This window comes from Enterococcus sp. AZ170, from assembly GCF_050545135.1.
Taxonomy (GTDB): domain Bacteria; phylum Bacillota; class Bacilli; order Lactobacillales; family Enterococcaceae; genus Enterococcus_L; species Enterococcus_L ureilyticus.
Genome location: NZ_CP172947.1, coordinates 3,507,885 through 3,515,595 on the forward strand (window position 1 = coordinate 3,507,885; position 7,711 = coordinate 3,515,595).

The window sequence follows — 7,711 nt, forward strand, 5'->3', positions numbered from 1 at the left end:
TAAGTCTCCTAATTCAATTTAATTGTGACAACTAAAAACTACGTTTTCGGATACTATCAAAATTTTATCTATACGTATTTTAAAGAGAATTTTATAATGTAAGTAAATAGTTTACTAATCATGGTTATCTTGAGTTTAATACTTTTTCTAGCTATTAATATTTCAATATCTTATTTAAATATTAAAAATCTCTTTCCCCTCCTCCAAACCAACCACCTAGCCACGAATGAATTGTTGACATACTTCTCACCTCCTGAAATTATTTTACTAGTAAAATTCTAAAAAGAATCGATCTATTTTTAGAAATAGCATACTTTTTATGAAAAAACTAAACCAATAACATAATTAGCAACCACTAAAATCACCTTTGCTATGGCTAATCCTTTAGTTGCCTGAAAATTTTTATTTGAAGAATAAAAAAGATAAACGAACAAAATAAAGTCTAGAATAGGCATAAGCAGGGTTACCAATGGTACAGATAAAAAATTGATGAATAGTAGACTTAATGTGTTAACTACGATATTTGTGAGCAATAAGGAGATAAAAATTTGATCATTATATTCCTTTTCATTTTTATAAAACAGCTTAAATAATATTTTGATAAAAAAATAAGTAGCAAGAAGCATTAATAATATAAAAGGAATTATTATTATTACTACAAAGAACAAAAAAGAAGCTTGAGATATGTCTAGGCTTTCTTTAGCTTGTATAAGAATATTGTTTACCTTTTGATTTTTCTGCGCCAGATTAAACGTTAGAAATATATATGACAATATATAAACACACACCATTACAAATTTTAATCCTAAATTTTTGGATTTTTCAGACAATTGAAATCCCCTCCTTATTCATAGTAATTTTTGTATACGATAAATTGTTAGATGAGGGCAACTCGTTATGTGTAACAACAATAGCACATGTTCCTTCAGAAGTTCTTTTATCCAAAAGATCATAAAAGATATCTCTTGACTCTTTATCAATATTTGCTAATGTCTCATCTAATACAATTATATCCCAGTGATCTTTTATAAATAACAAAGAACAACCTATCTTCATTTGCATTCCTAATGAAGCATTTCTAGCTAGTACGTTCAATTGCTTCTTTCCATAAATATGAGTTAAATTCTCTGTATTCAAAACAACTCCATGAAGCTTATGAATCAATTCAATATTCTCTATAACAGTCAAGTAATTAAACCCAACGGACTTATCAGTCAAATATAAAATTTTTTCTCCATTAACCTTCATGGTTCCCTCTTCGAATGTTTCTATGCCACATATACTTCTTAAAAATACACTCTTACCAATACCATTTTGACCCGTAAAAAAATATAAATTTTGACTCAATTCTAAGTACTTTATCGAGAACATGACAGTTTGATCCTTATATGTCTTCACAACATCTTTTAAAAGAATTTTGGCTTCTTTCAATTAAATAACTCCTTCCAAGATACCGGACACTACAATCACTAAAATTGAACATAAGTATATTTTATAATTCTCTTTCATAAAACTTATTATTATTCCTATTTTTCTATATTTCCACAGTAAATAAAATTTATATACTGAAAGAAATGAATATAGTAGGAGATTAGGAAGCTCAATCCACCCATGTACAACTATTAATTTAAATGTGGCAACAGTTCCTATCAATTGATTAGATACGTAGATTTGCAATACATTCATAAAAATATCCATAAATACAAGCAACGGTGCAACAATAAAGAGCAATTGGAACTGAATAAAATTCTTTATATTATTAGCTATAATTTCTTTAGAATAAGCCCACCCTCTAACTCTGTATTCAACAATCTCTGTTCCAGATGAAATAGGCATAACCAGTTGAAAAAAAAAATAAACCATTATCGAAATAATAATAATTGATAACGACCATAAAAAATATTTATAGATGAATTTCATAGAAGATACTCCTAAATCAAATAATGGTTTTTTAATAAAAATAATGCATATAAACCTACAAAAATAACAAACTGGCTTAATCCATTATTCTTTTTTGAATTCGTTTTAATGCTTTTTACATAAAAAGTATAGTAAACATATGACAATAACAAAGTAACTACTATCAAAACAACAGAACCTAATATGGAATAATCTTTTATAGGAAGTAACAACATCACAGAATAAATAATTCCACTATAAAAATATCTGCTTAATGTATAGTACTTAAAGTTTGATACACCTAATTTTTTATAAAAATAGTACATACTAGCTTGCTGATGAATATCTTTAAAAAAACCATCTGTTATTAATTCAAACTCCAAAATACAAAGAAATACAAAGAAATCTATTCCTGTAACTATTTTAAAGTTAAATAAACTCATTATTTGAACAACAACTATAATTACTATGTATTCTAATTTTTTTATGAGCGGTAACCTGACTAGGTATTTTAACAAATAATTCATTTTAATTATTTGTCTTTCCTTAACTGGAGCACTATATTTGTTTCTATAGCTTCGCTTTACATACAGGTCAGCTCTGTTCAGCATAAATGAAAATAGTACTAAAATAGTACTCAGGATCAGTAATGATAAAAAATCATTTTTATACCACATCGAGACAACAGTTAAAACAAAAACCATTGATAAAATAGCATGAGCATCTAATAATCTAGCCGTTAAAATTGTCAAATTAATGATAATTGATAAAAGAATTGCCACAGTCATTGATGGAGAAAATAGAATAAAGAGTACATTATATGGTATAACCAACAATAATAATAAATTATCAGATAACTCCGCAAAAAAAAGATATTTATTTAATACTTTATTAGAATACATAAAGTGTTGTATCTGACTGTTATAAAAGTTTTGACGAATTTTCGGATAATTATATTCCAAGAGTAAAAAATTGACAAATAAAAAATAAAAACTTTCGCTTATCAAATTTCCAACAAAAGCTAAGATAAAAGATGAAAAAAAAGCTAAGACTCCTAATACATAAAGTATTATAGGATCTTCAAATTTACTATTTAATAGACGAATAAAAAATTGCATAATTTTAACTCCAATTTACTAATCTTTGTATACTAACATTTCATAACAAGCTCTACTCTGAAAATTGAAATATTATGAAGAAAGGTTGAAATAAGTTTATTTCAACCTTCATTTTTTAATTACCACGCTGCCGCTGCTGCTTTCCCGTATCTTTGTGCTAATGCTTTCGCAGAAGCTAAAATTGCAACACCTATGCCACCTCCGCCTATTACAGCTGCAACAATGCCTACCACAGCCCAGATGCTTCCTGCTGCTGAAATAATATCAATGACTTTCTTTGAAGCATAGATATTAAGTCCTAAAGTAGAGGATAAAAATGCTGGCTGTACGCTAACTGCTAAGCATGCGCAAAGTGCTACTGCAGCACCAATCACAAAAACATTCAGCTTATAGTTTGTTTTATCTTTCATATTATCACCTCCCTTGTATTTACATTAACATCCATCCATCTATAGGGCAATGTTTTTTTAACTAAAAATAATTAATTTTAATCCTTGAGTTACATTTAACGTTTTTAATATAGTGATTTTAATTGTCCCATATTAAAAAAAATCGCTTTAAATATGGAACCGACACTGTAAACAATTGCTATATTTGAAAAAAATATGTAGCATATCAAGGGACATCATTCGCAGAAATATTCGCCTATAGTACTGTAGTTCAGTTTTCTCATACTAATAATAGGTTGATCAATAGAATAAAAAAGCGGATAACAGTTGGCTTTACCCGCTTTTTTAACTAAACTATTGTATGAAATGCGCCAGCTAACATCCCTATAAAAAGAACTAGCACCCAAACCCAACGCGTCCAAGCATCCTTATTTTCTTCTTTGATTGCGGCTAACCTTAAACGTAGGTTTTCATTTTCCAGTTCTAATTCTTCGACTCTGTTTGTTTGATTATTCATAATAATTTCTCCTTAATAGTTGATAAACTTATTATGCAGGAGATTTATCATTTTCGTTAGATTATGTTGTCATCATCTAATATGAGTTTTGTCATGTAGCTTGATATAGATAAAATAAAAAAACCTGATTCTAAAAGAACCAGGCTGGAAGAAGCACAAATGCTCCAACTACTTTATCATCGTATTTTGTACGTTGATAAGAATGATTTCGTTTAAAATATACTTTGTTTCATAGTATTTGTCAATGTGTTTTTTAGTGCTGTACCGTGATTTCAACAAAAAATGACCCTTTAAAAAATTGCTTTTTTAAAGGGTCATCAACTTTATTATTAATATTTTTTAACTGGTTCAACAACTAGGTAACGATAAGGTTCATCGCCTTCTGAGTGCGTTTTGATATGGTCATCTTTGCTTAGCGTAAAATGAATTTGCTTTCTTTCAAATGCTGGCATCGGTTCTAGAAAAACTGGACGCCCTGTTTGTTTAACCTTCTCTGCTGTTCTTTCCGCTAAACGCTGTAAAATCGCTTGGCGTTTTTCACGATAATCACCAACATTTACCACTACAGACAATTTATTCTTAGCAGCACGATGAACAAAAACTTGTGCTAAATATTGCATCGCATTTAAAACTTTTCCGTGTTTCCCAATCAAAATCCCTTGTTTATCTGTATCTAAATGGAAAACCAATAATCCATCTTTACGTTCTAAACGGACTAAAGCTGGTGCATTCAATTCTTTTGAGATCGCGGTTAAATACATAGCTAACTCAGTGATTGCTTCTTCATCTTCTAGGTTTTCCAAGACTTTTGTTTCTGAGGGATCAGCCTTATGCACTAATAATTCTTCAAAAGCTGTCTCAGCTTTGACTTCCTCATCAGTCACAATGATATCTTCAACTGTCTCTTCAATGGCTTCTGCGATTTGTTCACTGACTGTAGGTTCAATTGATACTTGAGCAAATTTTTTACCAAAACCCAAGAACCCCTTTTTAGCATCTGTGATCACGTTGATCTCTACATCTTCTTTTGACAAATTCAGTGCGTGCAACCCTTTATTTGTTGCTTCTTCAATTGTGTTTCCCTCATAAACCGGCATCTGGAAAACCTCCTTTTATTTTTTCTTATTTTTTTTCTTAGGATTCATTGCTTTCTTCAATGCTCGCTCGCGTTCTTTTACTTGTCGCTCTGCTTCTGCTCGTTCTTTGCGGATTTTGAATGGATTGTTGATCAATAAAGTTTGACCTACTTGGAAAGCATTTGAAACCACCCAGTAAAGAGATAGTCCACTGGCTAAGCTCATCCCCATCACAAAAATCATAACGGGCATGACAAAATTCATGATTTTCAATGAAGCATTTGATTCGATTTGACTCATACTTGTTAAATAACTGCTGGCAAATGTAAAGACTGCCGCAAGAATCGGTAAAATTAGATAGGGATCGGGTTGACCTAAATTCAACCACATGAAACTTCCTTGCTTCAATTCTGGAACGCGAGAAATGGATTGATATAACGCCATCATGATTGGCATCTGAATCAATAATGGTAAACAACCTGCATATGGGTTTACATTATTTTCTGCATATAGTTTTTGTTGTTCTTCACGGAATAAACGTTGTGTTTCTGGATCTTTTGATGAATATTGTTTTTGTAGCGCTTTTAATTTAGGTTGTAATTCTTGTGTTTTGCGCATACTTTTGGTTTGGAAATGCATCAATGGTAATAAGATAATCCGAATCACTAATGTAAATAGGATGATCCCAACACCTGTATTTGCTGAAATGGATAAAAATTTAATTGCTTCAGCGAAATAATAGACAATATAGCGATCCCAAATTCCTGTACTACTCTCGTTAATCGGAGCTGTTCCACAGGCAGATAATACAAAAACAAGCGTTACTAAACCTGCCATCAATAATAAGCGTTTATACTTCTTCACAAAACTGTTCCTCTCTTATTTCAAAATTTTTGCAAGTTTTAAAACATGCTTGATATTACTATGAACTTCTTCAGATGTTAACTTGTCGATACCTGGTCGTGCAATAATAATAAAATCGCACATCGGATCGATTGATTCTTTCAATTGGTAGATCGATGTACGGATTTTACGCTTTACAGCATTTCTAACTACGGCATTACCGATTTTCTTCCCGACGGAAATTCCGACCCGAAAATGTTTTTGTTCCGGTTTTTCCAATACGTATACAACAAATTTTCGATTTGCGCAAGACTGTTTATGCTGAAAGACAGTTTGAAATTCTTTCTCTTTTTTTACTCTATAGGATTTCTTCATCTGCATCCCTTTGTTTCTTTCTATCGTTCTTTTTTACTCACTCTATAATAATAGCATATTTCGGTCATTTTTTTTCAAATTTCAGGGAAAATATCCAGAGATTTTAGTATTAATGACTTCAAATTCATATAGTATCATTTTTTTGCTTTTTTTTCACTTTATTTCTTGTTGTAGCGAAATACTTTTGGAAAAATCACTTGCTGCATTTTCTGTTTTTTTAGCAATTCACTAATTAGATTGCTACGCTTCTTAGATATAGCTATTCCTGTTCATCATCCACTCTGGCTAAGCTCCTTAAGCTCGGTTTTTCTAGCTATTTACTTCTCTGCTTTTTATTAAAGTGCTATCTTGATGTAGTGATTCTCTACTTAGGTAACTTCGCTCACTATGTTCGCCAAGTATTATTCATCATCCACTCTGGCTAAGCTCCATGAGCTCAGTTTTTTTCTAGCTATTTACTTTCTCTGCTTTTTATTAAAGTGCTATCTTGATGTAGTGATTCTCTAGTTAGGTAACTTCGCTCACTACGTTCGCCAAGTATTGTTCATCATCCACTCTGGCTAAGCCAATCGTGGTGATTCACAACAAAAGAACCCTTTATTATTTCCACACATACATTGTGAAGATAATAAAGGGTTCTTAGTTTGAACTTGATTCGTTATTTAAAATCAACATAGATTATGCTGAAATAACTTTTCTGCCTTTACGACGTCTGCTCGCTAATACGTTGCGACCATTTTTTGTGCTCATGCGTTTACGGAAACCGTGAACTTTTTGACGTTTGCGTTTGTTTGGTTGATACGTTCTTTTCATCTCTTGTTCCACCTCCTGAAATTGTAACTATCCATCAATACATAGACATACTTTGATAGTATACCTAGTATTGGGTATATTTGTCAATAAATTTTAAGAAATTAATTTTTCCACTTAACGAAATAAGTTATCCACAAAATAAAAAACATTCGGGATAACTTGTGGATAGTTTTTTTTAAGCAGCACATTTCATTTTTAGTTTTCTCCACACTTTTACACAAAAAAACAGGTTGTTAAAAAGTTATACACATCCTATTTTTAAGCTGTGCATAACTTTGCGAAAAGTCTGTATTCCTTGGATTTGTTTTGCAGAACGTGCTGTGGATAAATAAATTTTTGATGAGAAATCCACCGTTTATTCTCTCTTTGTGGATAAGTTTATAACCCTCTGTGAATTTTTTTTCCACAATTCACAATTTGCCTGTGGAAAAAGTTCCGAAAAAATGCTAAAATTCTATTTGCTTATCTATTTATATTTATTCTGCTTTTTATATACAAAAATTTATTTCGTTCTTCTGAAAAAGTGCTCGTTACGCTTTTATTTCTATACTAGCTGCACAAGCCAGCTTTTCAGAAAAAAGAGAACCTATGAATAAGGCAAAAAACACCTTCGTCATATTTTCCTATTTTTCTGTCAGAGCTAAGCGGCTTGTTTCGCTTTTAAACTAAGGAGGTCACCAT

Annotated in this window: 10 protein-coding genes; all 10 read right to left on the bottom strand. The window is 31.0% G+C overall.

What is annotated here, in order from left to right:
- Positions 1 to 317: 317 nt before the first annotated feature.
- The gene (locus tag IGJ55_RS16750; RefSeq protein WP_430606969.1) at positions 318 to 830 is read right to left on the bottom strand and encodes a hypothetical protein; all 513 of its coding nucleotides are present in this window, start codon (positions 828 to 830) and stop codon (positions 318 to 320) included.
- The gene (locus tag IGJ55_RS16755; RefSeq protein ID WP_430606971.1) at positions 823 to 1,431 is read right to left on the bottom strand and encodes an ABC transporter ATP-binding protein; all 609 of its coding nucleotides are present in this window, start codon (positions 1,429 to 1,431) and stop codon (positions 823 to 825) included. The genes IGJ55_RS16750 and IGJ55_RS16755 overlap by 8 nt, the downstream gene beginning before the upstream one ends.
- Entirely contained in the window at positions 1,432 to 1,920 is a 489-nt protein-coding gene (locus tag IGJ55_RS16760) for a hypothetical protein (protein WP_430606973.1), read from the bottom strand.
- Positions 1,921 to 1,931: 11 nt separating this feature from the next.
- On the bottom strand, positions 1,932 to 3,017 hold the full coding sequence (locus IGJ55_RS16765; RefSeq protein WP_430606975.1) for a hypothetical protein: 1,086 nt from the start codon (positions 3,015 to 3,017) through the stop codon (positions 1,932 to 1,934).
- Positions 3,018 to 3,136: 119 nt separating this feature from the next.
- Entirely contained in the window at positions 3,137 to 3,427 is a 291-nt protein-coding gene (locus IGJ55_RS16770) for an uberolysin/carnocyclin family circular bacteriocin (protein WP_430606977.1), read from the bottom strand.
- Positions 3,428 to 3,755: 328 nt separating this feature from the next.
- Positions 3,756 to 3,923: a hypothetical protein gene (locus tag IGJ55_RS16775; RefSeq protein ID WP_430606979.1), complete on the bottom strand. Its 168-nt coding sequence runs from the start codon at positions 3,921 to 3,923 to the stop codon at positions 3,756 to 3,758.
- 329 nt (positions 3,924 to 4,252) lie between these two features.
- Positions 4,253 to 5,020: an RNA-binding cell elongation regulator Jag/EloR gene (gene jag, locus IGJ55_RS16780; RefSeq protein ID WP_069640157.1), complete on the bottom strand. Its 768-nt coding sequence runs from the start codon at positions 5,018 to 5,020 to the stop codon at positions 4,253 to 4,255.
- A gap of 15 nt (positions 5,021 to 5,035) precedes the next feature.
- On the bottom strand, positions 5,036 to 5,863 hold the full coding sequence (locus IGJ55_RS16785) for a YidC/Oxa1 family membrane protein insertase (RefSeq protein WP_069640158.1): 828 nt from the start codon (positions 5,861 to 5,863) through the stop codon (positions 5,036 to 5,038).
- A gap of 15 nt (positions 5,864 to 5,878) precedes the next feature.
- A complete protein-coding gene (gene rnpA, locus IGJ55_RS16790; protein ID WP_207121716.1) occupies positions 5,879 to 6,217 on the bottom strand; it encodes a ribonuclease P protein component in 339 nt (112 codons plus the stop codon).
- Positions 6,218 to 6,895: 678 nt separating this feature from the next.
- Positions 6,896 to 7,030 carry a 50S ribosomal protein L34 gene (rpmH, locus tag IGJ55_RS16795; RefSeq protein ID WP_010762140.1) on the bottom strand — a complete coding sequence of 45 codons (135 nt, stop codon included), beginning with the start codon at positions 7,028 to 7,030 and terminating at the stop codon, positions 6,896 to 6,898.
- Positions 7,031 to 7,711: the final 681 nt, after the last annotated feature.

What these genes read in the sequence shown, in the direction of transcription:
- IGJ55_RS16775 (WP_430606979.1), bottom strand. Translation starts at nt 3,923, where the DNA reads ATGAATAATCAAACAAACAGAGTCGAAGAATTAGAACTGGAAAATGAA.
- IGJ55_RS16760 (WP_430606973.1), bottom strand. Translation starts at nt 1,920, where the DNA reads ATGAAATTCATCTATAAATATTTTTTATGGTCGTTATCAATTATTATT.
- jag (WP_069640157.1), bottom strand. Translation starts at nt 5,020, where the DNA reads ATGCCGGTTTATGAGGGAAACACAATTGAAGAAGCAACAAATAAAGGG.
- rnpA (WP_207121716.1), bottom strand. Translation starts at nt 6,217, where the DNA reads ATGAAGAAATCCTATAGAGTAAAAAAAGAGAAAGAATTTCAAACTGTC.
- IGJ55_RS16770 (WP_430606977.1), bottom strand. Translation starts at nt 3,427, where the DNA reads ATGAAAGATAAAACAAACTATAAGCTGAATGTTTTTGTGATTGGTGCT.
- IGJ55_RS16765 (WP_430606975.1), bottom strand. Translation starts at nt 3,017, where the DNA reads ATGCAATTTTTTATTCGTCTATTAAATAGTAAATTTGAAGATCCTATA.
- rpmH (WP_010762140.1), bottom strand. Translation starts at nt 7,030, where the DNA reads ATGAAAAGAACGTATCAACCAAACAAACGCAAACGTCAAAAAGTTCAC.